The following is a 25107-nucleotide window of genomic DNA, read 5'->3' as shown; positions in this document are numbered from 1 at the left end:
AGACGAATTCACCAGTATTTTCAGCAAAAAATTCATGGAATCTTTAATTAGTCGAGTACTTTCATTGCCTTCAGAAACCCCAGAGACAAGCGGGGTTTCTTTTATTTAAATAAAGATTTTGTTTAAACTTTACAAAACTCACCTATATTAAAATATCTTCTAAAATCCTTATTGAACATTTATAATACTATTAAACGGTTTAAATTCGACAATCAGTAATGGAGGCATTTTAATGGGAAACATCCCAAAAGTATCATCACACCAATCAAATCCTAATATACCCTCACAGCAAGTGAATCCTAATACCCAACAAGGTAGTATAAAAAAACAAGACGCCGTATTATAACTACTTTGGCTTTTATATTACCTATAATTTTTGTCCTTCAATATTCTCTGAATAACCAACAAGAAATGATTAAAGAAAAACAAATCACACTTAATACGGAACAACAAAAATTATCTTCTGTAAAGAAGGATGGTCATTCCCTTAACAAGGATGTCAAGGCTTTAACAAGTAGTGAAGAAGAAATTTTAAAATTCGCAAGGAAACTGTATGGATTTTCCAAACCGAATGAAACTATATTTCAAATAACTGAATAAAATTACACGGCATTACCTAAAAGGCGATTTGAAGATAATCGCCTTTTTATATTTAATTTCTAAAGGAATCATACTAATCTCTCTTTCTATCATATAACTACTTTGTTTAATTTGTTAAAATAAAACCGCTTGTCCGTTTCACTTTGCTCTATCATTACATTTACTATTAGTAATACGATTTTTAGAGGTGATAAATAATGGACGAGTTTTTATCTTTTGCTGCACTTAATCCCGGTTCTATTGGACCTACACTTCCAACTGTTCAACCTTTTCAATTCCCTACCGGTCCCACCGGTTCTACAGGAGCTACTGGATTAACCGGATCAACTGGACCGACTGGGCCAACCGGATCAACTGGATCAACTGGATCAACTGGATCAACTGGACCAACCGGATCAACTGGATCAACTGGATCAACTGGATCAACTGGACCAACTGGACCAACTGGACCAACTGGACCAACTGGATTTAATCTTCCTGCTGGACCTGCATCTATTACCTTGACTTCTAACGAAACCACAGCATGTGTATCCACTCAAGGAAATAATACTTTATTTTTTTCGGGTCAAGTATTAGTAAACGGTATTCCTACTCCAGGGGTAGTGGTCAGTTTTTCGTTTAGTAACCCATCTCTTGCTTTCATGGTTCCTCTTGCTGTCATTACCAATGCCTCAGGTAACTTTACCGCTGTATTTCTAGCCGCTAATGGGCCTGGAACAGTAACCGTTACTGCTTCTCTTCTTGATTCTCCTGGAACAATGGCTAGCGTCATTATTACCATTGTGAATTGTCCGTAATGATTTTATTTTTAAGAACTAAGCAATTTCTAATAAAAAGAGCACTGATTTTATAGTGCTCTTTTTTTATCATTTGGATGTGCCTTTCAAATTAAATTTCGTAACAGCCTATTAAAATAACGCTTTTATTGAATTTCATCCTTAACAAAATTTAATTACTCCAATGAATAAACATGCCACAGTATCGTATTTTAATAAAAACTATAAAACAGACATACTTAACACTAATAGTAGAATTTTTCTTCTTCATCAAATTCACTTCTTTTCTTTTTATAAACATAAAAAAGGATCTCTATTTATACAGAGATCCTTTCTAATTTTATAATTTACTAGACTGTAACCCCTGAATAAACGGAACTACTTCAGGATTTACAAGCGATGATAAATCACCTAATTCTTTTCCTAAGTAAGCTGCTTTAATAACACGGCGCATTACTTTAGAATTACGTGTTTTCGGTAAATCTTCTACAACGTGGATGTCTTTAGGACACAACGCTTTTCCAATATGAGAGTTTACTAAACTCATTAATTCTTTCTTTAATTCTCCTGTGAATGTTACATGATCTCTTAATACTACAAAACAATGACAAACTTCACCTTTTACTTCGTCAGGTACACCAATTGCAGCAGCTTCAATTACATCGTTATGTTTCACAAGAATAGATTCATATTCAGCAGGTCCAATACGTTTACCTGCAATATTTAACGTATCGTCTGAACGCCCTGTGATGATATATTGTTCACCATCGTAAATGACCCAGTCACCGTGGACCCATTTATTTTCAAAACGTGACCAATATGTGTTCACGTAACGTTCATCATCTTCCCAGAAGCTTTTCGTCATACCTACCCAAGGTTTCTCTAAGCATAATTCTCCGACTTCATCTCGAATTGGTTTACCTTGATCATCCAGTACGACAGCTGCCATTCCTGGTAAAGATGCGTTAAAACTAATCGGTGCGATTGGCTTAATAAGAACATTACCGAAAATCCCACCAGAGATTTCAGTTCCACCTGAGTAGTTACAGATTGGAACATTTCCTTTTCCAACTGTTTCAAACAGCCACATCCATGGATCAGGATTCCAAGGTTCTCCTGTTGATGCGAATACTTCCAAACTCTTTAAAGAATGTTTATTGACATACTCATCACCTTTTGCCATTAATGCTCGGATTAACGTTGGCGAAATACCTAGATGAGTAATCTCATATTTATCAACTGTCTCCCATAACCGGTCTGCTTCTGGGAAGTCTGGAACACCTTCGTACATAACCATCGTTGCTCCATTAATGAGTGAACCGAATAATAGAAACGGCCCCATCATCCAGCCCATATCAGTTACCCATAATACACGATCACCTTGTTTAATATTCATTCCAAATCCTGCATCAAAAGCTGCTTTCAAAGGAAATCCTGCATGCGTGTGTACTGTTCCTTTCGGCTTACCAGTCGTTCCTGATGTATAAATGAGCATCAATGGATCATCACTTTGCATTTCCTCTGCATGTATGAATGGTTTTTCTTTTTCTAGCGTACTCCACGAAAAGTCATAGTTATGTGGTGTAAAATCATTTCCTGCATGACGAACGATAACAACTTTTTCAACAGTTGGGCAATGTTCACAAGCTTTATCTACTTCATCTTTTAAAGAAACAATTTTACCGCGACGTGAAAATCCATCTGCGGTAATAATCATTTTTGAACCTGCCGCTTGCACACGTGTCATAACTGCATCAGACGCAAAGCCTGAGAATATTGGTGAAATAATTGCTCCGATTTTCATTACAGCTAGCATCGCAACAACTGTTTCTGGAATCATCGGCATATAAATTGTTACACGGTCACCTTTCTCAATACCCGCGTGTTTCAAACCATTTGCAACACGGCTTACCCAGTTGTCAAGCTCTTCATATGTAAATGATTTTGAAGTTCCATTTTCCCCTTCGTACTGAAGTGCTGGCTGTATTCTCGTCTCTTCATCCGCAAGCCAGCGGGATAAAGCTGATTCTACAACGTTACATGTTCCGCCATTATACCACTGTGCAAACGGTGTACCATTTTCTAAATCTAACACTTCTGTATAAGGTTTCATCCATTGATAGCCTACTGCTTTTTCTGCCTCTCCCCAAAACCAAGCTGTTTCCTCAATAGATTTATTATAAAAAATTTCATAGTCTTCATATCCCAATGATTTCATCCAACCATATAAACGTGTTTTTTCCTTGTACTCTTCTGTTGGAAACCAAACTGCTTGTTTCAATGTTTTCCCCTCCTTAACTTTTTGAGCAAGAAAGCCCTAAATAGGGCTTTTAAACTGGATATACAGGATGTTTACGATCTGTGAATACTTGATATTTACTCATATACATTTCGAAACGTCCTTTTAACTCTTCACGTAAATTGTTTGGATGAACAATACCATCAATCACCATCTCTGATGCTAAGTGGTATATATCAATATCTTTCTTATACTCTTCACGTTTTTCAGCAATGAAGCTAGCACGCTCTTCTTCTGGTAAAGCTGCAATTTTATTTGCATATACAGCATTAACCGCAGCTTCTGGACCCATTACCGCAATAGAAGCTGTCGGTAATGCCAGACAGCAATCTGGTTCAAATGCTGGACCTGCCATCGCATATAAACCAGCGCCATATGCTTTACGAACAACGATAGAAATCTTCGGTACAGTCGCTTCACTCATTGCAGAAATCATTTTTGCACCGTGGCGAATAATACCAGCACGCTCTACTTTTGTACCGATCATAAATCCTGGTACATCCGCAAGGAATAATAATGGAATATGATATGCGTCGCATAAATTAATAAACTTAGCAGCTTTATCAGCTGAATCATGGAATAATACGCCGCCCTTCATACGCGGCTGATTTGCAATAATACCAACTGGCTTACCATCAATACGTGCTAAGCCTGTAATTAGCTCTTGAGCAAATAATTTTTTTACTTCATAGAATGAACCTTCATCAATAACTCTATTAATGAGATCTTTCATATTGAAAGGAGCATTTTGATTTTCTGGAATGATTTGTTCTAACGTTTTATCGAATTGTTTCGGTTCTTGAGGTGTAACCAATGGAGTCTTTTCTAAGTAGTTATTTGGAAAATATGAAATGTATTGTCTTGCTTGTGTAATCGCATCTTCTTCTGTCTTACATAAAACATCTCCGCATCCTGATACAGAGCAATGCATACGAGCTCCGCCCATCTCTTCTAAAGTTACCTTCTCACCGATAACCATCTCAGCCATACGAGGAGATCCTAAATACATAGATGCATTTCCTTCTACCATCATTACAACGTCACAAAAGGCTGGAATATACGCACCACCAGCTGCAGAAGGTCCAAATAACAAGCATACTTGAGGAACTTTACCTGATAACTTCACTTGATTATAGAAGATTCTTCCTGCACCGCGGCGCCCTGGGAACATTTCTACTTGATCTGTAATACGCGCTCCAGCAGAGTCAACTAAATAAAATAACGGAACACGTAGTTTTTCAGCTGTTTCTTGAATACGTAAAATCTTTTCAACTGTGCGTGATCCCCATGATCCAGCTTTTACAGTAGAATCATTGGCCATTACACACGCAGTACGACCATGTATTTTACCCGTTGCCGTTACAACGCCATCCGCAGGTAAGCCTGTTTGTTCACAGTTAGCAAATAATGCATCTTCTACATATTCGCCATTATCAAATAGAAGCGCTAAACGATCTCGAACGAATAATTTTCCTTTTGCTTTATTTTGCTCATGATATTTCGGTGCCCCGCCTTGTTTAATTGTTTCAACTCGTTCTTCAAATGAATTAGATTGTTGTTTTTGGTCTAACATATTTACTCCCCCTTATACATCGGTTTGCGTTTTTCTTTGAATGCCTGTAATCCTTCTATTCGATCTTTCGTATGGATTACACCTTCATACGCTTGTTTTTCCATTTGTAATCCGGTATGTAAATCAACTTGAATACCATTTGAAATTGCCTCTTTTGCTAATCGAACAGCAATAGGTCCATTACTAGCAATTTTCTCTGCTATTTCAATCGCTTTCTCTTCAAGTAAATTAGCTGGTACAACAAATTCTACTAAACCGTATTCTTTTGCTTCTTGCGCTGAAATACGTCTACCTGTATAAATTAATTCTTTCGCTCTACCAACACCAATTAATCTCGGTAAGCGCTGTGTACCACCTGCTCCTGGTATAATTGCAAGTGTCGTTTCAGTAAGACCAAGACTTGCAGATTCAGCAGCAATTCTAAAATCACAAGCTAAACTTAATTCCGTACCACCACCAAGTGCAATTCCATTTATAGCAGCAATAACTGGCTGTGGTAATTGTTCAACCATCTCCATAGTAGTGCGAATCATACTAACAGCATGGCGAACTTGTTCTTCATTCATACCGGCACGCTCTTTTAAATCTGCACCAGCACAAAATGCTTTTTCACCAGCACCTGTTAGAATAACTACACGCGTATTGGACTCTTCACTTATTTGAGTTAATATGTTTTGTAACTCTTCTAATAACGCTAAAGATAATGAGTTTGCTTGTCTTTCACGATATAACGAAATCTTTACAACGTGAGGTGTTACATAATCAACTGAAATGTTTTGTAATTGTAGCATCTTCTCACCTACTTATCGTTTTATGTTGAAGCGCTCTATACACATGACTCGGTAATTGGATATTCAACTTACTTTGAATAAATTGACTAGCTCTCAATAACTTTTCTTCGTCTATATTCGTTTGGACTCCTAATTTATGGAGCATATGTACTAGGTCATCAGTGGCAACATTACCTGATGCTCCTGGTGCATAAGGGCAGCCCCCGAGTCCACCACAAGAACTATCAAACGTTGTAATACCGTATTCTAATGATTTAACTACATTCGCTAGAGCCATTCCATACGTATTATGAAAATGCATGGCAAACTGCGAAGCATCATACTTCTTTAATAGATGTTCTAATACTTGTTCTACTTGTAATGGATTCGCTACACCGATTGTATCCCCAAGAGAAACTTCATAAATGCCGTATGAAAATAGTTGATTACATAATTCGTCAACTGCTGCGACACTTATATCCCCTTCATAAGGACATCCAAATACAGTAGAAACATAGCCTCTTACCTTTTTCCCTTCGAATAATGCCTGTTTTGTTATATCTTCAATTACAACTAATGCTTCTTTAATCGATTTATTAATATTACTTTTATTATGAGATTCACTTGCTGATAAAAAAACATTCACCTCATCTACATTTTGCAAAAAAGCTCGTTCCAAACCATTTTGATTCGGAACAAGCGCAGCATATGTAACATTTGGATCCCTTTTCAGCTCAGAAAATACATCATTTGCATCCGCTAATGCAGGGACCCATTTTGGGTGAACGAATGAGGAAACTTCAACATACGACAATCCTGCTTCTGTAAGTAGTTGAATCCATTTTACTTTATCTTTTGTGCCAACAATCTTTTTTTCATTTTGTAAGCCATCACGTGGCCCGACTTCTTTAATGACAGCAAAATTAGGTAGTTTCAATTCGCTTCCCCCTATATCTCCCTATTCAATTTCTAATAATACATCTCCTTCATTTACAAAATCGCCTTCTTGCACATTAATTTTCATAACTGTGCCAGCTTCTTCTGAAATGATTGGAATTTCCATTTTCATAGATTCCAAAATGACGACATCCTGCTCTTCCTCTACTGTATCTCCTACTCCTACAACAATCTTCCAAACGTTTCCTGCCATCGATGCGTATACTTTCGTCATCATTTTTTCCCCCTTAATATTGTTAAATCTTATTTTTTAACGAGCTGTTTCGTTACAAAGCCTGTTGTATAAATACCCTCTTTGAACACTTCGTCTTCCAAAACTTGCAGTAGCATTGGTGTGTTCGTTTTAATACCTTCTACTTTTAATTCCTCTAGAGCATCATGTAATTTTGAAATTGCTTCTTCACGAGTCTCGCCATGTGCAATGACTTTCGCAATCATTGGATCATAGAAAGGTGTAATCGTTACATGATTTTCTAAGAAGTGATCAATCCGTACATTTGACGGTAATGTTAAATCTGTAATTTTCCCAGGTGACGGGAAGAATGTTTTCGGATCCTCTGCATAAATACGAGCTTCAATGGCATGACCACTACGTTTTACATCATCCTGAGTAAATGATAGTTTCTCTCCACTTGCAATCAGAAGTTGTTGTTCTACAAGGTCTAATCCCGTAATTTCTTCTGTCACTGGATGCTCTACTTGTAATCTCGTATTCATCTCTAAGAAATAGAAGTTCTTCTGATCATCTACAAGAAACTCAACTGTACCTGCATTTGTATAACCAAGTGCTTTGGCAGCTTGTACAGCAACTTCTCCCATCGCCTTTCGTGTACCTTCATCTAAAAATGGTGAAGGTGCTTCTTCGATTACTTTTTGATTTCGGCGCTGTACCGAACATTCACGCTCCCATAAATACACTGTGTTACCATGTGTATCTGCTAAAAGCTGAATTTCAATATGATGCGCGTCTGCTATATATCGCTCTAAATACATTTCTCCGTTACCGAAGAAGTTTTGCGCTCTTGTTTTATTACTTTCAAACGCTTTGGTGAGCGTTTGCTCAGTTTCCATCAACTGCATACCAATGCCTCCGCCGCCTGCGGATGCCTTAAGCATTAATGGATAACCAATTTGTTTTGCAATTTCAATTGCTTCTTCAGCAGTTTCAATATTTGTAGTAATACCTGGGACTACTGGGACATCTGCTGCTTGCATTGCGATACGTGATTCGATTTTACTTCCCATCTTCGTAATGATTTCTTCTGAAGGACCGATAAATACGATTTCTTCTTCTTTGCAGCGAACCGGAAAAGACGGATTCTCTGATAATAAACCATAACCCGGATGAATTGCTTCTGCATTTGTCTTCTTAGCTATTTCAATAATTTTTTCAAGGTTTAAATAGCTTTCTTGGACACGCGGTCCACCTACTAAGTAAGCTTCATTTGCCATTTTCACATGAAGGGCATTTTCATCTGCTTCAGAATAAATAGCAACAGTGCGAATGCCAAGTTTTTGACAAGTTTTCATAATACGAACAGCGATTTCCCCGCGATTCGCAATTAATATTTTTTGAAACATAGTGATTCCTCCCTTTTATCTACATCCTAAATGTCTAGCAATTACGAGACGTTGAATTTCAGAAGTTCCTTCACCAATTTCTAATAGTTTCGCATCACGAATATGTCGTTCAACTTCATATTCACGCATATAGCCATATCCACCATGAATCTGTACTGCTTGATTCGCAATACGGCTTGCCGCTTCCGATGCAAATAGTTTTGCCATTGCCGCTTCTTTACCGAAAGGTTTATCGTTATCTTTTAACCAAGCTGCTTTATGTACTAAATTGCGTGCTAGCTCTACTTCAGTCGCCATATCAGCTAATTTAAATTGAATCGCTTGGAAATTAGAGATTGACTTTCCAAATTGTTGACGTTCTTTCGCATATTGCAATGCACGTTCAAAGGCTGATTGCGCAATACCAACTGCCAATGCTGCGATTGAAATACGTCCTCCATCAAGTGTATATAAAAATTGTTTAAAACCTTTATTTACATCACCAAGAATATTTTCTTTCGGTACACGAACACCATCAAGTACGATTTCACAAGTATTAGAAGCGCGAACGCCCATTTTATCGTAAGGACTAGAAATCGTTAATCCTTCACTAGTAGTAGGTACGATAAATGCTGAAATGCGTTTTCTACCATTCTCTTCAACACCGTTGACAGCGGTTACAATAATTGTATTTGCATACTCTGCGTTTGTAATCCAACACTTCTCACCACTGATTACATACTCATCGCCATCTAGTACCGCTTTCGTTTGAGTACCACCTGCATCTGATCCAGCATTCGGCTCCGTTAATCCGAAGGCACCTAATGTTTTACCTGACGCCATTGGAACTAAATACTTTTGTTTTTGTTCTTCTGTACCGAAATAATAAATTGGAGAAGCACCTAATGAAATTGTTGCAGCATAGCTTAAACCAGTGCCACCACAAGCGCGACCAATTTCTTCAACTGCTAACGCATACGATACAGTATCGCCACCTGAACCTCCATACTCTTCTGGGAATGGGATGCCTAATAATCCTAGTTCGCCCATTTTTTGAAATGTTTCATATGGAAACTCTGCAGTTTTGTCATAATATACAGCTTTCGGTGCGATTTCCTTTTCAGCAAAGTCACGTACCATTTCTTTAATCATTTGTTTTTCGCGAGTTAGAGTAAATTCCATTCCGCTACACACCCCTTATCGAATATTGAGTTTCGACAGCGTGCGAGTTTCTACTACAAACATAACAACTTAAAAGACAAGAATATTAGTTAGACAATTGCTATAATTCTGTCATAACTTAATTTTAAAACAGATTCTGTACTAATGCACAAAAAAATTCCTACATTGTTCTACAACAACATAGGATATTTTGTGTCGAATTATGTAATTTATTGTTTAATAATCTCTACCTTTTCCCGAATCAGAAATTTCTACTAATGCTTCAGGGTATGGTTCGAAATACGTTTGTCTTAATAAATACTTTTCATCAAATCGAATGGCCCATGATTTTAAAATTGTAAGTAAACTACTAAGTGGTATTTTCTTTTCTGCATACTTTTGTAACAGTTCTATAAAATGATCTTTTTCTTGTTTTTTTAGCTTTGTTTTAAAGTATCCAAAAATGTGCTCGCATACATTTACATTCGATGTATAGCGGGGTGTGCGCATAAATAATTCATATAAAGTCTTCTCATAGTTTTCAAATACAACTTCAATCTTTTCATTTTTGTGATTTGCAATTATACGCCCTAATTCCTTTTGTTTCACTTGATTATATGCCATAAATAAATATTTATTGTCCGACTGAAACGATACAAGGTCTTTCATATTTTTATTATGTTTAATCATTTTGTAATATGCGATTGTAAATAGTCTTGTAAAGAAATGCTCTCTAATAATAAAATTCGACAATCTGCCTTCCTCTTCAATAGGAAGATGCGAAAATTTTTTTACTACTGCTCCGCCAAATAAGCCCGATCCTTTTCCCTTTGCGGGCGCTTTTTCAAAACCAGAATAAATTTTCACATCACGCGTACCACAACTTGGTGAACGATTCTTTAAAATAAAACCATCCACATCCGATATCGTTTGTAAAAAGTCATTTGAAAACTGCTCCATTTTTTCAGTTACATCTTCTCGTGTCGACGGTTGCACAAGTCTGTTCTCACCATTTTCTTCTACAATTCGTATCGTTTCACGAGGAGTTCCCAATCCAATCTCCACTTCTGGACAAACAGGTATAAATGTAACAAATGGCTGCAAATTTCGTATTGTTACATCTGGAATCATCTCTCCATTATATCGACAAGCATCAAATTCTAAACATTTACTTACGACGATTGTAGGTTTTGCAAATTGTCGCATCTCATTACCTCCTTAGTGCTAGTCCGTATACTATAAATTGTACTAAGATTAACATTTTAAGCAAAGTTTGATTCATTTATTTTTATGAGAAATATATATCCAATAATATATTAACAATCATTCAACTCTATTTTCAATAAATGTGCGCCCTATTATACTGGTTTAGATATTGTGAAATGAATAATACACAGATGCTCCGGAGAAATTAATGATTAAGAAAGGAGGGAATTGTTATGAAAAAGAAATTATCATCTATTTTAAGTGTTTTAGCACTATCTATTATGTTTTTAGGTACATCTGCGCAAGCTGAATACGATGGAAATAATATGAATAGAGTGAATAACACTGATATTTCAACTCGAGTAAATGACAATAACTTAGACAGAGTTAATAATGATGTGAGAACTCGAAATGTCAATACAACAAATGATTTAAATGATAATCGTGATAGAAATAATAATTGGGCTTGGCTTGGTTTATTAGGACTAGCAGGATTATTAGGTCTTAGAAGAAGAGACAAAGAAACACGCTGATTTAGAATGTTTTTAGTAAACAAGTACTTATTTATCAAAAATATATAATGAAAATAAATCGCCTTTTTAAAGGCGATTTATTTTTACTTAAAAGTAATGTATGTAATTCACATTTCAACGCTTAAATTCGTGGAGTTAATCCATACAATATAAATTGAATCGTATTTTCAATTTCCGCTTCATCATCCCATTTTTCTTCAGGCAATAATAAAAATCGTGTTAATAATAAACCTAATACAGCTGATAAAGTAAGACGTAATACGGAAGATGACGGTATTTCAATAATCTCTCCTTCTTCTTGAAATTTCACAATCAATTTTTTGAAATGTGAAAACAGTTCTGTTTCTATTAATTGCTGTATTTCATTTTTTAGTTCTGGTTGAAATGGTACTTCTTGAATTAATATTTTTATCATAGGAAAGTGTTTTTGAGCAAATTTAAATCTATTATGAATTACAACCCTTAAAAGTCCTTCATACGATTCATACTCTGATTTAAATATTTCTTTTGCAAAGGTTTGTACGAAAAATGGTGCAGCGAACTTAGTTAAAGTTGGCATTACGACCGCTAGTAATAAATCTTTTTTCGTCTTATAGTAGCGGAAGATGGTTCCTTCCGCTACACCAGCACGCTTTGCAATTTCACTTGTTGAAGTTGAAGCGTATCCCTTTTCTCCAAACATATCAACAGCCGCTTCTAATATTCGCATTTGACGTTCATTTCGTTTATCCGTATTAGTTGCAGCTATTAATTCCTCCAGCCAATCCTTCTGCATTTATAAAGCTCCTTTTTGTTATTATTATATTTTGCGATGTTTCTTTAAAGCAAATACATTTCCTACTGCAAATAATAGTGAAAAAAGTAATAATACAGTAAGATCTAATGCAATCTCTGTAAACCCTTGATTCCGAATCATCACTTGTCTCATTGCGTCAGCGCCGTATGTGAGTGGAAATACTTTCCCTAACATTTGTAGCCACTTATTCATAGATTCCATTGGAAACAATCCAGAAAAAAAGATTTGTGGCACAATAACAAGCGGTATAAATTGGACCATTTGAAATTCATTATTTGCGTATGCCGATAAAAACGTACCTAATGTTAGTGCAGTTAAAGAGAGCATACATGTAATAAGTAGCGTTAGCCATATGGAGCCAGCTACGTATAAATCTAAAATATAAACGGAAAAGCTTACGATAATAATGGATTGTATAAAGGCAAAGATTCCAAAACCAATAATATAACCTGCGACTATTTCCCATCTTCTTACTGGGGTGGATAATAACCTTTCTAGCGTACCACTTAAACGTTCTCTTACGAAAGATACACCTGATAATATAAATACAAAGAAAAATGTAAAGAAACCAATTAATACAGGACCAAGCCCATCAAACATCGTAAAGTCTTTAGAGCCATGTAAATAATTTACTTCAGGTTTCATAATCGATACATCATTCTTCTCTGTGCTTTTTTGCAATACTTGAAGTACAGCACGATTTTTTGACGAATCACTACCTTCCAACAGAAGTTTCATTTTTCCATTCTCTATTCGAAATACTGCATCTACCTTTTGTTTTTCCAACTCAGAAATCGCCTTTTCCTTACTGTATTCATAAATTGACGCTTCTTGATTTTTCATCACTTTTACTATTTGAGCGGGCATATCAACAACAGCAATTTGCGGTATATAGTCTTTCTGTGTAAACACTAGTGACAAAAGCCAAAGTAATAACATCGGCGCTCCAAACATCATTGCTAACGAACGCTTATCTCGAAAAAACTGACGAATAATACGTATAATTACACCAGTAACTCTCATGATGGCACCACCTCTTCTAGCAAAAAGACATCTTCAATCCGTCCAGATGACACGCGTTTTTTCAATTCTTCAGTTGTTCCAACCGCAACTAGTTTCCCTTCTCTAATTAACCCTAGACGCTCACAAAATTCAGCTTCATCCATAATGTGCGTCGTTACAATAATCGTTGTGCCTTTCTTTTTAAGATCATAAAATTTTTCCCAAATCGTTTTTCTAAGAAGCGGATCTATCCCCACTGTAGGCTCATCTAAAATTAATATTTCTGGTTCATGAAGGAGCGCTATTGCTAATGATAAGCGTTTTTTCATTCCACCTGAAAATTGTTGTACTTGCTTTTTCATATACTGTGACAATTGTACAAGTTCAAAAACCTCTGCAATTCTTGTCTTTTTACGTTTTCCCTTTAGTCCATACATCGTTGCTATAAAATCTGCATTTTCATATGCTGACAATTCTTCGTATAATGCATCCGCCTGGGCCATATAACCAATTCTTTTCATTTCATTTAAATTAGGCATATTAGTATTATTAACAAGCACTTCACCTTTCGTTGCCTCATTAATACCTGCAATCATTTTAATGAGCGTTGTTTTCCCCGATCCAGAAGGTCCAACAAAACCAAAAATTTCTGCTTTTTCAACTTGCAATGAAAGATTGTGTAACACTTCTTTTTTTCCAAAACTTTTTGATACAGTCCGTAAAATAATGGAAGGTTGTTGCACGTTTCATCCTCCTTTTCCAATAAAATGAGTGAGTACTCACTTTTATTTTACCCTTGCTTAATTATATGTCAAACTTCATTGATTAGTATGTATGTTCAATCAACGATATTAAACAATGAAACAGAGTCGACATTAGAATTTCATTTCCTAAAGTCGACTCTGTTTCATTTAAACTATAAATTTCACTTTACGTTTTTAAATTCATATACTTCCGAATTCTAGCAACATCTAAAGAATATTCAATAACTAATTGCTGTAACGGTAAAATAACTGTGTCAGGATATAAATGTGCATATTGTAATGTTTCTGCATATTTTTCTAACCTTTTTTCTAAATACTTTATTATTTGATCAGGATGACTTACTAATAAACATTTACAATAATAATGTATTTGTTCCTCAATCGCTGTGTATTCTTCAATTTCATATTCTTTATGCATGTGTACACCCCTTTAAGTTTTTTTACATGAATTACTTATCACAATTTTCACTCGACAAATTTTAAGTTTTTTGATTATTTACACTATAACAAACAATCAGGGTCAAATTTTGTTACTTTATGTAACGTAGAAAATTTTTAACAAAATTGTAATGTTAACTCCTGCAAAATACATAAAATCTCTTTACTCACTTTTGTATAAAAAAATCGTACAGCTTAATTTAACTGCACGACTACAATCTCTGGCCTATTCAAAATTCTTTGCGGAATGATACTATTTCCTAATCCTCTACTCACTACCATTGATGTATTTTGTTCTACATATAAACCTGCTGTATATTTAGGTAAAACACCTTGATTTGGAGCAACTAATCCACCGATAAATGGCAATCTAACTTGCCCTCCATGAGCATGTCCCGATAAAACCAAATCCAACCTCTCATTCGTATATTCCTTTATAAATTCAGGCCTATGGGATAATAATACATTATATCTATCTGGCTGCATTTCAATTTTTGCTTTTTTAATTTCATCTATTATAATATTTCCTTCATCACGGTTTCCAGTAACAAACTCTGGATCATCAATACCTAGCAAGTTTATTTCTTGCTCACCCTTTCGAATGCCTACATGTTCATTCCTTAAAACATTGACACCATATTTCTTCAACTCTTTTTCTAAACTGTTATACTTTCCAGACCATTGTTCATGGTTTCCTGTCACAAAATATACAGGATACTTATTTACCATTTTTTGTATTAATTGCATACTCACTTCTGCATCGTATGATTTACTGTCAATTAAATCACCCGTAATCGCAATAATATCTGGGTCTATACTTTTTATTTTTTGAATTAACACATCTTGATTATCGCCAAATTTTTTATTGTGTAAGTCTGAAATTTGTAGAATTTTATACCCTTTAAAAGAGGATGGTATTTTACTAGAGGTTATTTTAACCTCAGTTATACTTATTAAATTGTTCTGTAAATATAAAAAGATTGTAAAACCTACTAATATACAAATAATCATTACAATTCTATTAATTTTCTTTTTCATATTTTCTCCTTTACATTCTCATCAAACACTTCTATATGCTAACTGAATTATATTATACTTTCTTGAAATTTATTTAAATCAATATAATAATACAGTACATGAAATTTCGTATGAGATATGTCATATATATTCGTTATATTTTTACTTTTACCTTTTTAATAATAAGAATACAAAAACGACTCTTATCACAAGAAAAGAGTCGTTTTCTAACTTTATACTTTTAATACTTTCATGTTAAAAATGCGAAAACTAAAATACTATTTAAGAGCCTTAACTATAACTTTAGTTGCCTCTGCAATGAGTTGATTATCATAGGTTGCCTCTTTCTCATCTTTACTAGATAAAATTGCGATGATAATTGGTGCTCTATTTGGAGGCCAAACGATAGCAATATCATTTCTTGTCCCGTAACTACCAGCACCTGATTTATCTCCAACTACCCATTCAGTTGGTACGCCTGCACGAATAAGTTTGTCCCCTGTAGCATTTCCTTTCATCCACTCTGTAAGAATTTTACGTTTTTCAGCTGGAAGTGCATTTCCGACCGTAAAAGCTTTAAGATTCGTAACAATAGCTTTCGCTGTACTAGTGTCACGAATGTCTCCTGGAATAGCTTCGTTTAATTCTGTTTCAAAGCGATCAGACATAGTAATCCGATCCCCCATATGCCTAAGCGCTTTTTCATATCCTTTCGGTCCTCCTATTTTATTAAATAAAATGTTCCCTGCAGTATTATCGCTTGAACGAACAGCTGCCTCAGCAATTTCTCCTAGTTTCATTCCAGTATCTACATGTTTCTCTGTAACAGGTGAATAATCCACTAAGTCTTCTTTCGTATATGTAATTACTTCATTTAATGAATCAATTGAGTTTTGCTGTAGTAATACTCCCGCAGCTAAAGCCTTGTAGGTTGATGCGAAGGCAAATCTTTCGTTAGGTCGATAAGAGATTGTTTGATTTGTACCAGTATCAATCGCATATACACCTAATCGAGCATCAAATTTTTTCTCAAGTTGAGAGAACTCTTTATGCGTTGCCTGATTTTTATGTTTCACTTGACCAGTCTTTCCTTTCGCTTCAACTTGCAGTGCCCCTCCTGTAAAAGCTTCTAGGCTTGTAAGACTTAAACCTAATATACCAACGCATATTCCTATTTTTAGCATCCTCTTATTTTTCAAAATCATCATTCCTTCCAAATTTTTAGCACCTTTTTATACGTACACATAATAGACAATCACCGAACCAAATTTGTTCCATAAACTAAAAAAATTATAGCTAGTATGAGAGTTATTAACAAAATAAGAGATAGTAGCTACGACGCCTCTATCTCTTATTTCATATTTCATTTTTTTACTTATAAATGGCTTTATATGAACAGGGTCTCTTCCCTGAGAAAAGTACTCTAATTTTGCTTAGAACTACCTGTACTAGTAGCTTCACCATGTATACGTTGCTGTTTCAAATCAAAGTATACATCTAATACTTCCTTTCCAATTATAGAATTAATTCCATTTTTATCATCATGAAGCCATGGAACTACTACGGAAAATGCTACTTCTGGATTATCATATGGAGCATATCCAACTAACGTTAAGTTGTAACATTCCATACGTTCTCCTTTTGCATTTCTACCAATCGGGTCATCTCCACCATATACAGTTTGGGCTGTTCCTGTCTTTCCTGCTGGTTTATATGGCGCGTTTTTGAAATATTTCACGCCAGTTCCATCACCTTCTTGGAATACCCATCTAAACCCTTCTTTTATCCGATCAATATGTTCTTTCTTCATATCAATTCGATTTAATACGACAGGCTCTATGGAACGTATAACTTTGCCAACCTCTTCTTTTATTGATTGTTCTCGTATTTCTTGTACAATTTGAGGTTGCATTCTATAACCACCATTCGCAATCGTTGAAATATATTGCGCTAATTGCAACGGCGTATACGTATCATACTGACCGATAGAAAAATCTAGTAAAAACCCAGGTTGACTATCTATTTTTCTCGTTTGTCCAATTATTTCATTCGGTAAATCAATACCTGTTGGGACACCTAAACCAAATTGCTTGAAATAATAGCGCATCGTATCAAATGCTCCTTGTTTAATATCCAATGAGCCATTTGGTACGTAATTGACTCCCGCAATTTTTAAAGCTGTCTGGAACATGTATACATTCGAAGATACTTGTAAAGCCCGTAAATCATTAATATTACCAAATCCGGATACATTCCACGATTTCTTAGCTTGTGTACCTTTAAATTTCATCGGCGCGTCATAAAATTGATCTCCTGGATGTATTGCCCCTGTCTCATATCCAGTTAATAAAGTAGCACCTTTTACAGCTGACCCTAGCTCATACGAAGTTGTCATGTTTCCTAATGCCAAATCCTCAACCTCTATTTTCCCTTCTTTTTCTACAATCTTTTTGCCTGCCATTGATAAAATTTGTCCGTTATTTGGATTCGTCATGACAACAAAAGCTCGATCGAGCAGTGGCTCTGAACTCTTAAAAGCTCTCAAGTTTTTTTCTATACTTTCTTCCACTTTCTTTTGTAATTCCATATCAATCGTTAATGTTAAACTATTACCACTTTTTCCTTTAGAGATTATTTCTGTGCTAACAATGTTTCCTGATTTATCAGTAATATTTTTCACTTCTTCTTTTGTGCCGTGTAATACATCTTCATATCGTTGTTCAATATAACTTTTTCCAACACGATCATTACGGTTATATCCACGTACTAAATAAGAATCTAAATTTTCTTTCGGTAATCCTTCTTCACTACTCGTAATATTTCCTAATACAGAACGAAATAAATTACCGTTTACATAATTACGTTCCCAATCAACAGTTGCATCTACTCCTGGAAAATTCGCAAGATTTTCGCTTATCCGCGCATACTCTTCATCTGTTACATCTTTTTTAATGATTTGTGGTGTTAGTTGATAACCTGAACTCATTTTACTTTTAATAGCTAACACCTTTAAATCTTGTGCTGTTAATTCTGCTAATTCTACCTCTGTAACCCGACCTCGTCTTAAGTCTTCTATTTTTTTATCTAACTCTTTTCCCTCTATACCCTTTTCTTTAAACTTTTCTATATCTTTCTTAGTAATCTTTGTCTCCGCACGTTTCGAATTCAACTGCATCCAAAAATCTTTTTTATCGATATCTGTTAATTTATTTATATCTTGTTCAGGCATTTCAAGTACTTTCGCCAAGTCTTTTGCTGTTTTTAAAATATCTTCACTCGTAATTCCCTTCACCCTTGTATACGTAATTGTGCGAAGAGATTTATTATTAACAACTGTTTTCCCTTCTCGATCTAAAATTTGTCCACGTGGAACTGGAATACTAGTTATTGCATTTTGACTACTTTCCACTTGGTTCTTATAAGCCTCTCCCTCAACGATTTGTACCTTTCCTAGCTGCATAATAATAGCTGAGAATAGTACAAATATGCAAAGGAACATTATATTTAATCGAATAGATATATATGTCTTCTGCTTCTTGCCTTTTTGTCCTTTCATAAATCCTCCATTTAATCCTTTCAGGAATTGCTACAAATACTAAAAGCATTCCTTATATATTAGATACCGATAATCGGTTATAAATATCGCCTCAATTTTTTTCTTAATCCTTGTAAGCAACCATTCCTTGTCGTTTAGCTACGGAATTAATAACTCTCCCTTCTTGTTTTCTCTCTATTTTTTTTGCCACTTGCATTAGAAGTGCTAAACTGTATAATAACTCTTATTAAACTTACATATAAACTTGCTAGTAAATTTTCATGCTAATTATTCCTTTCTTCATGCTGTAATACTTAATAGACAACCTAAACAATAAAGTTGTTCCACATTTACAAAAAAAATAATTAAATATAAGATGAAATAGGCTACATAAGGGAGGGTTATATGTTACATACAAGAAGATGGAGATTTTTTGCGGTTCTTTCTATTGTAGGTTTGATTTTACTAATTTTATTAAAAATCAACTTCATTTCAATTACTATCGCAACTTCTTCAGCTGAAAGAGGAAAGATTTTTGATAAAAATGGTGTAATGCTAGCTACAAATAAGAAAGTTAAGTCTCTATATTGCACTTCTAATGATGAAAAGCTATCGAAACAAGATACATCAAACACATTAGCTTTTTTTAACCAATTTTCAAGCGAGTTTCAACATGATATTTCTACAGAGAACATAAAATCTCAATTACAACAATCTTGTAAAAAGAAGACTATGAATGATATACCGTTATACTCTGATATAAATGAGAATGAACTTGCATTCATAAACAAAAACAAACCCAATAATGTAATAATTAAAGATGAATGGATTCGATATTACCCTAAACACGAAATTGGTTCACAAGTAATTGGGTATGTAGAAAATGACCTTAAGTCCAAGCATATAGCTGTTGGAAAAAGCGGGATTGAGCTGCAATATGAAAATGATTTAAAAGGAAAACCAGGCAAAACTCTTATTTTTGAATTGAATAATAAAAAGTTCTTATGGAACATTCAAAAAGTACAAAAAGGAAAAGATGTGCGGCTAGCTTTAGACTCTGAGTTGCAGCAAAAGACAGAAGAAGCATTAAAATCTCAAATTAAGAAAACACCTGATGCTAAAGCTGGTTATGCTATAGTGAGCGATGCAAAAACTGGCGCAATTTTAACTATGGCCAACTCGGTAGCTTTTAATCCAAATATATTAAATACACATGTATCTTCTAGAAAAGAAAACATTAAATCTCTTTCGCAAAATAAAGCAATTCAAAAATTAAAGTATGGTGAATCTTATGTAAATATGGCTTCTACTATAAAACCACTCACTATTTTAATTGGATTAAATGAAAAGCTTTTCCAACCCGAAGATACTTATTTAGATAAAGGTACTTTTCAGTATGATAATCAAAATAACATTACGAATGCGCCTGGAACACCAACAGGGGAGATTACACCGAGGCAGGCTATCATTAATTCATCTAACACATTTATGACAGCAAAAGTAGCTCTGCCCCTATTCAACCAAAATAATGGGAATATAGAAAAAGTGGCACATATATGGACAGATTATTTAATGCAATTCGGCCTACGTTCTAAAACCGGGATTGATTTACCCTTTGAAGAAGACGGACAATATGAATTCCATCCATCTAATAAATTTGAAAATGGGATTTCAGCTTTATTAAATGCCTCTTGGGGAGGAAATGAAGTGCATACTCCTCTTCAACTCGCTCAATATGCAGCAACTTTGGCAAGTAAAGGCGACAAATATAAACCTCAAATCGTAAGTGCGATTATTGGTCAAGATGGTAAGGAAACCAAAAAGTTTAAACCCATTTTAGAAAGTTCAAATCGTTACCCGATGAACTTTTGGAGTGTCGTGCAAGGTGGGATGAGTCAAAATATAGAGGAAATTAAAAAGTTGCCCTTTGACGTCGCAGGTAAAACAGGTATTACAGGTTTTCCAAATGAGCAAGCAAGAATGATAAATCACTCTCTTTTCATTGCATATGCTCCTACGGAAGATCCACAAATTGCCGTTTCTGTCGTTATCCCTGGTAGTAATTCAGAAAAAAACATTGCCGCTCTCGTTACATCAGAAATTTTAGAGTACTGGAATACTCTTCAAAAAGAGAATAAAAACAAAGAGGAAGGTTCATTAAAGTGAACCTTCCTCTTTTACCATATAGAATCTATATTTATTATTTTCCATGTTCCTTCATTATTCTTTTCGAACATAAATGAATATTTAATATCAGTTAAAACGTACTCTTTCTGTACATATCCAGTATTACCGTTAATTGTCGAAATTTTTATATATCCATTATTCTGTACTTTTTCTGGAATCCAAGCTTTTACCATTTCATTAGATACTTCATATAAAACTTGTGATTCTCGCTTTGGTTCAGATAAAATTTTCGTTTTATTTCCAGTAACAGTTGCATATATAAAATGCGCTTGGTTTGGTTGGTTACTTTCTGTCAATCCACTTGGTACTTTATATACTTGCTTTGTATCTTTTGCAAACTCTCCTCCCATTGTAAGGGCGACTTGCAACTCATGAAAAATATCTTCATCAAACTTCAGTTCATCCTTCCTATAACTCTTTCCTTTAAATAGAACTTCATCATTTAACGCTTTGTACAAGTTATTTTCATTTTTTGAGTTCGTACTTTGATATAGTTCATTCATAAATTGTTTTAATGATGGATCTTGAGCAGACTCATCTTTTGTTTTAGGCTTAATTTGAGTACTACTTTGTACCGGCGATTTATTATCATCAAGCCAAGGTTGTTGAACAATGAAAAATAACATTGTACAAACCAAAACAACTACAATAGGTAATGCTTTTTTACGAAATGGTCTTTTATGTTTTACAAAATCCACTTCATTATTTTCATATATAGACTGCTTTATTTTAGAAATAAATTCTTCTTCATCTTTACGATTCTCCATTGGCCCTTTTTTTATTTTTCTATACCAGTCAGGATTTTGTTTATTGTTCATCACTACTACCCTCCCCTATTAATTTTGAAACCTTACTTCTTGCTCTACTTAATCTCGATTTTACAGTTCCAATGGATACTCCTAATGTTTCAGCCATTTCTTCATAAGATAATTCATATTTTGCGTCCAATATAATTATTTCACGGTGCTTTTTAGGTAGTTCTAATACAACCTTCCACACATCATTCATTTCTTCTTGCTTAAAAAATTCTTGTTCTGCTGACAGGGATTGCTTATCGTCACTAAAAAATCCTATTAAAGATATCCTTTTAAAATAAGAGGATTTCAAATAGTTTATTGCCGTATTTCTTGTGATTTTTAATATCCACGTTTTAATAGATGACTCCTTTCGAAATGAATTCCAATTTTTAAACACCTTTATAAATACATCTTGCGTGATATCATCTGATAAGTGTGGATCTTTCGTAATAATAAATGAATAATTCCATACATCTTGCCAATAGTCTTTTATAACATAGTCCAGCTCATCATGATTACACTTTTCAATAAACGTCTGTTCCATTTCCACACCTCAAACTTATTTGAATAAACATAAAAACTGCCCTCACTTTTATTATGGTTTCAATATATAGACAAGATACAAGTTTCATTTGTTCCATTGTTTATCTTTTTCAAGCAGAATAATACTACTAAAAAACAAGTAAAGCATACAATGATAAAATTCTACTCATGAAAATCTGTTTTTTGAATTTAACGTAACACTCCACTTGTCCATTTCAATTTGCTATTCCCTTCTATTTACCATTAACAATGTCAACTTTTCTAGAATGACAGCAAAAAAGCATTCTCGATTAGAAAGAATGCTTTTTTGAAATTTAATTGTTCTATATTTCCCCCAATCTATATCTTTGAGTTAAGCAAACATGTAATAAATTTAGTGAAAAATTCACCTTATAATTAAGTATTATTTCTGAAATACATGTTTTATTTTTTCACCTGGAACGTTACTTCCCCCTCTTCCTTTTACATCTTCAATCATCATTGTAACAATCATGTCTGGCGCATTTGCATCGAAAGCTGCGAACCATCCCAGTTCTTTTCCGTCTGCTTCTTTCGACTCTTTCAGTTCTGCTGTACCAGTTTTACCAGCAAGCGTTACACCATCAACCTTTGCAATTCTTCCTGCGCCATCAGGGTCATTAATGACTTTAATTAATGCGCTCTTTAATATCTCTTGATTCTTTTTAGAAACCACATTTTCTTTCCAATTCCCTGCTACTTTTGCTTCTTTTAAAAGATGTGGCGACGGAATATTCCCTTCATTCACAATCGGTGCATATGTTAATGCTAAATGAAGTGGTGTCATTAGTACTTGTCCTTGTCCGTAGCCCGTGTCTGCTAGTTGAATATCGTTTTTTATCCCATCTTTTGCAATGATTGAAATAGGAAGTTCGTATTCGATTGGTAATTTTTCATGAAATCCGTACTTTTTAAATTCATTTACATACTGATCTTTTCCCATTTTCAAAGCTTGTTGAGCAAAATAAATATTATCAGAGTACTTCATTGCCTTATCAAAATCAATTGGACTTGCATCCTTTACACGCGTTACATAGTAATTTCCCCAAGACGAATCTTTTGTCCACTTCGATCCTTGAATTTTAAATTCTTCCTTCGGATTTATTGTGTTTGTTTCCAAACCAATTGCACCTGTGATCGTTTTAAATACGGAACCTGGTACAAATGCTTGTGTAAAGCGATTCGTCATTGGTAGTTTCGAGTCGTTACTCCATGCTTCTCGTTGGGCTTTCGATGCTCCTCTAACTATTATATTTGGATTATAAGCAGGGCTACTTACAAGTGCGATTGTTTCACCTGTTTTAGGATTGACCGCTGCACTAGACCCTGCTTCAGTTTTCATCTCATTAAAGATTTTTTCTTGAATTGCAGCATCAATTGTTAACGTAACATTTTCTCCTTCTTTTGCTTCTTTTTTTGCTACGTTTTTAATCTCTTTCCCCTTCTCATCTTCTATAAATACGCGTCCACCCTTTTCACCACGCAATTTATTTTCTAACACTTTCTCTAAACCGGTCTTACCTACTAAATCATCTGCTTGATAACCTTGTTTTTGAAGTGATTTTAACTCCTCCGCATTCACCTTTCCTATGTATCCAGTTAAGTGTGCCGCTGCTTCACCTAATGGATACGTACGAATATTTACTGGGTGAGATGAAACTCCTTCTAATTCAATATAATCATTCTGTCTGGTTCCCTCTTTTAAAATACCAATTGGTACAAAGGAGTCTGGTTTTATCCATTTTGCTGTGAGCTTTTGTTCGACCTCTTCTATAGACATATCAAGTAATTGTGCTACTATTTCTTTCGTTTGCGCTGCTGTTTCGCCTAGTTTCTCTGGAATAATTCCAACCTCAGTCGCTTTACCATTCGTTGCAAGCCCTTTTCCATTTCGATCATATATTTCTCCGCGTTTTCCTTGCTCTATTTGCATACGTACTTTGTAATCTTTTTTCATTCCTGGAAAAATGAAGTCTGGCGTCCAATCTATTTTCCAAGACTCTTTATCTTTCACAAGTTTTGCTTCATGGATGAATGAAACTGATCCTACATCGGTATCCATCTTAACTTCAAAAAGAAAAAGCTCTTTATCTTTCGTATTCTCTCCTTTCATTTTAACTTTTAAATTATTAGCTCCAATCCCCTCATAGATTTTTTGATATTTTTCTGTGAATTCTTTTTTAGAAATTGATTTTTTTGCATGATCTGATAAATGATCATACATATTTGTAAATTTTCTATCATTCCATAAATTGATATATTCTTCAAATGCTTGTTTTGGCGGTTCGTTTTTATTACATCCTACCAACATAACCGCGAAACAAACGAAAAGCAGCATCCATAATTTTTTCAATTCAATCTTCTCCCTTAGTTAAAAATGATGATTCCTTTCTTAATTTATTTAATAAAAAATGTTTTAACGCTTAATAGACAGTGAAAGTAAGGATATTGTTCCATATTTACAAAAAACTAAAAAAGAGTGATAAGAATTCCGTAAATTTGGAATCCTCATCACTCTCGTTTGATATTGTGCAAATCATGAATATGAAATAATAATTTCTAATTTTAAAAAATA

Annotated in this window: 22 protein-coding genes and 2 pseudogenes; 4 read left to right on the top strand and 20 right to left on the bottom strand. The window is 34.5% G+C overall.

The features are described from left to right. Positions 1-232: 232 nt before the first annotated feature. Both BHV55_RS12615 and BHV55_RS27755 read left to right on the top strand, forming a co-directional pair. Positions 233-600, top strand: a pseudogene (locus tag BHV55_RS12615) (FtsB family cell division protein). A 197-nt stretch (positions 601-797) separates the two neighbouring features. After that, positions 798-854 (top strand): annotated as a pseudogene (locus BHV55_RS27755) (exosporium leader peptide-containing protein); the annotation flags it as partial. A 17-nt stretch (positions 855-871) separates the two neighbouring features. Here the strand turns inward: BHV55_RS27755 and BHV55_RS27460 are convergent. The 10 genes from BHV55_RS27460 to BHV55_RS12570 all read right to left on the bottom strand — a co-directional run bounded on the left by BHV55_RS27460 (position 872) and on the right by BHV55_RS12570 (position 10902). After that, a complete protein-coding gene (locus BHV55_RS27460) occupies positions 872-1120 on the bottom strand; it encodes a hypothetical protein (protein WP_070758145.1) in 249 nt (82 codons plus the stop codon). 45 nt (positions 1121-1165) lie between these two features. Then, positions 1166-1381, bottom strand: coding sequence for a hypothetical protein (locus BHV55_RS27455; RefSeq protein ID WP_000236249.1), 216 nt, complete (start codon positions 1379-1381; stop codon positions 1166-1168). A 335-nt stretch (positions 1382-1716) separates the two neighbouring features. Continuing rightward, complete coding sequence (locus BHV55_RS12605; RefSeq protein WP_000806459.1) at positions 1717-3657, bottom strand: AMP-binding protein; 1941 nt, start codon at positions 3655-3657, stop codon at positions 1717-1719. Positions 3658-3706: 49 nt separating this feature from the next. Beyond that, the gene (locus BHV55_RS12600) at positions 3707-5248 is read right to left on the bottom strand and encodes an acyl-CoA carboxylase subunit beta (RefSeq protein WP_000886744.1); all 1542 of its coding nucleotides are present in this window, start codon (positions 5246-5248) and stop codon (positions 3707-3709) included. Between the two features lie 2 nt (positions 5249-5250). Continuing rightward, on the bottom strand, positions 5251-6039 hold the full coding sequence (locus tag BHV55_RS12595; protein ID WP_000939817.1) for an enoyl-CoA hydratase: 789 nt from the start codon (positions 6037-6039) through the stop codon (positions 5251-5253). Between the two features lie 4 nt (positions 6040-6043). Continuing rightward, positions 6044-6955 carry a hydroxymethylglutaryl-CoA lyase gene (gene mvaB, locus BHV55_RS12590; RefSeq protein WP_000775433.1) on the bottom strand — a complete coding sequence of 304 codons (912 nt, stop codon included), beginning with the start codon at positions 6953-6955 and terminating at the stop codon, positions 6044-6046. 21 nt (positions 6956-6976) lie between these two features. Next, the gene (locus BHV55_RS12585) at positions 6977-7192 is read right to left on the bottom strand and encodes an acetyl-CoA carboxylase biotin carboxyl carrier protein subunit (RefSeq protein WP_001987345.1); all 216 of its coding nucleotides are present in this window, start codon (positions 7190-7192) and stop codon (positions 6977-6979) included. A 26-nt stretch (positions 7193-7218) separates the two neighbouring features. After that, the gene (locus tag BHV55_RS12580) at positions 7219-8556 is read right to left on the bottom strand and encodes an acetyl-CoA carboxylase biotin carboxylase subunit (RefSeq protein WP_070758143.1); all 1338 of its coding nucleotides are present in this window, start codon (positions 8554-8556) and stop codon (positions 7219-7221) included. A 15-nt stretch (positions 8557-8571) separates the two neighbouring features. After that, positions 8572-9717, bottom strand: coding sequence for an acyl-CoA dehydrogenase (locus tag BHV55_RS12575; protein ID WP_000397282.1), 1146 nt, complete (start codon positions 9715-9717; stop codon positions 8572-8574). A 216-nt stretch (positions 9718-9933) separates the two neighbouring features. Continuing rightward, complete coding sequence (locus BHV55_RS12570; RefSeq protein WP_001248645.1) at positions 9934-10902, bottom strand: YbgA family protein; 969 nt, start codon at positions 10900-10902, stop codon at positions 9934-9936. A 233-nt stretch (positions 10903-11135) separates the two neighbouring features. Here BHV55_RS12570 and BHV55_RS12565 point away from each other — a divergent pair, with 233 nt between their 5' ends. Beyond that, positions 11136-11435, top strand: a complete 300-nt coding sequence (locus tag BHV55_RS12565; protein ID WP_000728151.1) for a WGxxGxxG family protein — start codon at positions 11136-11138, stop codon at positions 11433-11435. A 121-nt stretch (positions 11436-11556) separates the two neighbouring features. Here BHV55_RS12565 and BHV55_RS12560 read toward each other — a convergent pair whose 3' ends face one another. The 7 genes from BHV55_RS12560 to BHV55_RS12530 form a co-directional block, all read right to left on the bottom strand. Beyond that, on the bottom strand, positions 11557-12210 hold the full coding sequence (locus tag BHV55_RS12560) for a TetR/AcrR family transcriptional regulator (RefSeq protein WP_001168188.1): 654 nt from the start codon (positions 12208-12210) through the stop codon (positions 11557-11559). 24 nt (positions 12211-12234) lie between these two features. Further along, positions 12235-13254, bottom strand: a complete 1020-nt coding sequence (locus BHV55_RS12555) for an ABC transporter permease (RefSeq protein ID WP_070758142.1) — start codon at positions 13252-13254, stop codon at positions 12235-12237. Further along, on the bottom strand, positions 13251-13976 hold the full coding sequence (locus BHV55_RS12550) for an ABC transporter ATP-binding protein (protein WP_001187071.1): 726 nt from the start codon (positions 13974-13976) through the stop codon (positions 13251-13253). The genes BHV55_RS12555 and BHV55_RS12550 overlap by 4 nt, the downstream gene beginning before the upstream one ends. 187 nt (positions 13977-14163) lie before the next feature. Continuing rightward, positions 14164-14415: a hypothetical protein gene (locus BHV55_RS12545; protein WP_000548621.1), complete on the bottom strand. Its 252-nt coding sequence runs from the start codon at positions 14413-14415 to the stop codon at positions 14164-14166. A gap of 215 nt (positions 14416-14630) precedes the next feature. Further along, a complete protein-coding gene (locus tag BHV55_RS12540) occupies positions 14631-15473 on the bottom strand; it encodes a metallophosphoesterase (protein WP_000727188.1) in 843 nt (280 codons plus the stop codon). Positions 15474-15730: 257 nt separating this feature from the next. Then, entirely contained in the window at positions 15731-16657 is a 927-nt protein-coding gene (gene bla, locus BHV55_RS12535) for a class A beta-lactamase Bla1 (RefSeq protein ID WP_070758174.1), read from the bottom strand. A 218-nt stretch (positions 16658-16875) separates the two neighbouring features. Further along, on the bottom strand, positions 16876-19008 hold the full coding sequence (locus tag BHV55_RS12530; protein ID WP_048568129.1) for a peptidoglycan D,D-transpeptidase FtsI family protein: 2133 nt from the start codon (positions 19006-19008) through the stop codon (positions 16876-16878). Positions 19009-19392: 384 nt separating this feature from the next. Here BHV55_RS12530 and BHV55_RS12525 point away from each other — a divergent pair, with 384 nt between their 5' ends. Continuing rightward, the gene (locus BHV55_RS12525; RefSeq protein WP_070758140.1) at positions 19393-21153 is read left to right on the top strand and encodes a peptidoglycan D,D-transpeptidase FtsI family protein; all 1761 of its coding nucleotides are present in this window, start codon (positions 19393-19395) and stop codon (positions 21151-21153) included. 11 nt (positions 21154-21164) lie between these two features. Here the strand turns inward: BHV55_RS12525 and BHV55_RS12520 are convergent, their stop codons facing one another. The 3 genes from BHV55_RS12520 to BHV55_RS12510 all read right to left on the bottom strand — a co-directional run bounded on the left by BHV55_RS12520 (position 21165) and on the right by BHV55_RS12510 (position 24885). Next, on the bottom strand, positions 21165-21992 hold the full coding sequence (locus BHV55_RS12520; protein ID WP_070758138.1) for an SH3 domain-containing protein: 828 nt from the start codon (positions 21990-21992) through the stop codon (positions 21165-21167). Beyond that, positions 21982-22515, bottom strand: a complete 534-nt coding sequence (locus BHV55_RS12515) for an RNA polymerase sigma factor (RefSeq protein ID WP_000438327.1) — start codon at positions 22513-22515, stop codon at positions 21982-21984. The genes BHV55_RS12520 and BHV55_RS12515 overlap by 11 nt, the downstream gene beginning before the upstream one ends. A 402-nt stretch (positions 22516-22917) precedes the next feature. Further along, positions 22918-24885: a penicillin-binding transpeptidase domain-containing protein gene (locus BHV55_RS12510; protein WP_070758136.1), complete on the bottom strand. Its 1968-nt coding sequence runs from the start codon at positions 24883-24885 to the stop codon at positions 22918-22920. Between the last annotated feature and the right edge of the window lie 222 nt (positions 24886-25107).

Origin of the sequence: Bacillus sp. RZ2MS9, assembly GCF_001816185.2 — a bacterium.
Lineage (GTDB): Bacteria > Bacillota > Bacilli > Bacillales > Bacillaceae_G > Bacillus_A > Bacillus_A cereus.
The sequence above is the reverse complement of the archived record's forward strand: the minus strand, read 5'-3'. Positions and strand labels throughout refer to the sequence as shown.

Bases quoted from the DNA above. Each gene is read 5' to 3' on its own strand.
- BHV55_RS27455 (WP_000236249.1), bottom strand. From the start codon at position 1,381: ATGGTAATAATGACGCTAGCCATTGTTCCAGGAGAATCAAGAAGAGAA.
- BHV55_RS12600 (WP_000886744.1), bottom strand. From the start codon at position 5,248: ATGTTAGACCAAAAACAACAATCTAATTCATTTGAAGAACGAGTTGAA.
- BHV55_RS12595 (WP_000939817.1), bottom strand. From the start codon at position 6,039: ATGCTACAATTACAAAACATTTCAGTTGATTATGTAACACCTCACGTT.
- BHV55_RS12585 (WP_001987345.1), bottom strand. From the start codon at position 7,192: ATGATGACGAAAGTATACGCATCGATGGCAGGAAACGTTTGGAAGATT.
- BHV55_RS12580 (WP_070758143.1), bottom strand. From the start codon at position 8,556: ATGTTTCAAAAAATATTAATTGCGAATCGCGGGGAAATCGCTGTTCGT.
- BHV55_RS12575 (WP_000397282.1), bottom strand. From the start codon at position 9,717: ATGGAATTTACTCTAACTCGCGAAAAACAAATGATTAAAGAAATGGTA.
- BHV55_RS12570 (WP_001248645.1), bottom strand. From the start codon at position 10,902: ATGCGACAATTTGCAAAACCTACAATCGTCGTAAGTAAATGTTTAGAA.
- BHV55_RS12565 (WP_000728151.1), top strand. From the start codon at position 11,136: ATGAAAAAGAAATTATCATCTATTTTAAGTGTTTTAGCACTATCTATT.
- BHV55_RS12560 (WP_001168188.1), bottom strand. From the start codon at position 12,210: ATGCAGAAGGATTGGCTGGAGGAATTAATAGCTGCAACTAATACGGAT.
- BHV55_RS12555 (WP_070758142.1), bottom strand. From the start codon at position 13,254: ATGAGAGTTACTGGTGTAATTATACGTATTATTCGTCAGTTTTTTCGA.
- BHV55_RS12545 (WP_000548621.1), bottom strand. From the start codon at position 14,415: ATGCATAAAGAATATGAAATTGAAGAATACACAGCGATTGAGGAACAA.
- BHV55_RS12540 (WP_000727188.1), bottom strand. From the start codon at position 15,473: ATGAAAAAGAAAATTAATAGAATTGTAATGATTATTTGTATATTAGTA.
- bla (WP_070758174.1), bottom strand. From the start codon at position 16,657: ATGATTTTGAAAAATAAGAGGATGCTAAAAATAGGAATATGCGTTGGT.
- BHV55_RS12530 (WP_048568129.1), bottom strand. From the start codon at position 19,008: ATGAAAGGACAAAAAGGCAAGAAGCAGAAGACATATATATCTATTCGA.
- BHV55_RS12525 (WP_070758140.1), top strand. From the start codon at position 19,393: ATGTTACATACAAGAAGATGGAGATTTTTTGCGGTTCTTTCTATTGTA.
- BHV55_RS12520 (WP_070758138.1), bottom strand. From the start codon at position 21,992: ATGAACAATAAACAAAATCCTGACTGGTATAGAAAAATAAAAAAAGGG.
- BHV55_RS12515 (WP_000438327.1), bottom strand. From the start codon at position 22,515: ATGGAACAGACGTTTATTGAAAAGTGTAATCATGATGAGCTGGACTAT.